At 47.7% G+C, this 694-nt stretch carries 1 protein-coding gene; it reads left to right on the top strand.

All coding sequences use genetic code 11. From position 1 onward, the window contains the following. Positions 1-13 precede the first annotated feature (13 nt). On the top strand, positions 14-694 hold a 681-nt coding region (locus R7O13_RS27195; protein WP_318305240.1), incomplete at its 3' end, for a phosphotransferase.

Below are 694 nucleotides of genomic sequence, written 5' to 3'. Positions count from 1 at the left end.
TTCTTGCTTGAGTATGAATGACCACCACCTTTTGTATCAAAATATCAGCCAGGATCTTGATCTCGGTGCATTGCTGTCGAGCGAAGTAATCCAGTCACTTTGGGGCGGTTACGGAGAATTGGTTCGGCTGATATTCGCTAAACGCTCTGTCATTGTAAAACACGTCAAATTGCCTAAACCTACTGAACACCCTAGAGGCTGGAATACAGATCGTTCTCACCAAAGAAAGTTGCACTCTTATCAGGTTGAAGTCAGTTGGTACGCGCATTTTTCCGGTGTCATGGACTCGCACTGTCGGGTACCACAAGGCTTAAAAACGTTCCAGTCGGAGAATGAATGGCTCATTGTGATGGCAGATCTCGCCGAGGCGGGTTTTCCAAAAGTCATCACCGATGCAAAGCTAGAACATCTACGAGCCTGCCTTACTTGGTTGGCGAATTTTCATGCGCGCTACATCGGTGTTTGCTCGGATAAGCTGTGGCATACCGGCACGTATTGGCACTTGGCAACCAGACCCGATGAGCTTGAGGCATTGCAAGACACCGAGCTAAAAAATGCCGCTCAATTGATTGATCAAACGCTTTCGCAAGCCAAGTTCAAGACGCTTGTACACGGTGATGCCAAATTGGCGAACTTCTGTTTTGAGCAAGATGAATTGAGCGTTGCTGCGGTCGACTTTCAATACGTCGGACAT

Source organism: Vibrio sp. Y176 (genome assembly GCF_033438945.1).
The sequence above is the reverse complement of the archived record's forward strand: the minus strand, read 5'-3'. Positions and strand labels throughout refer to the sequence as shown.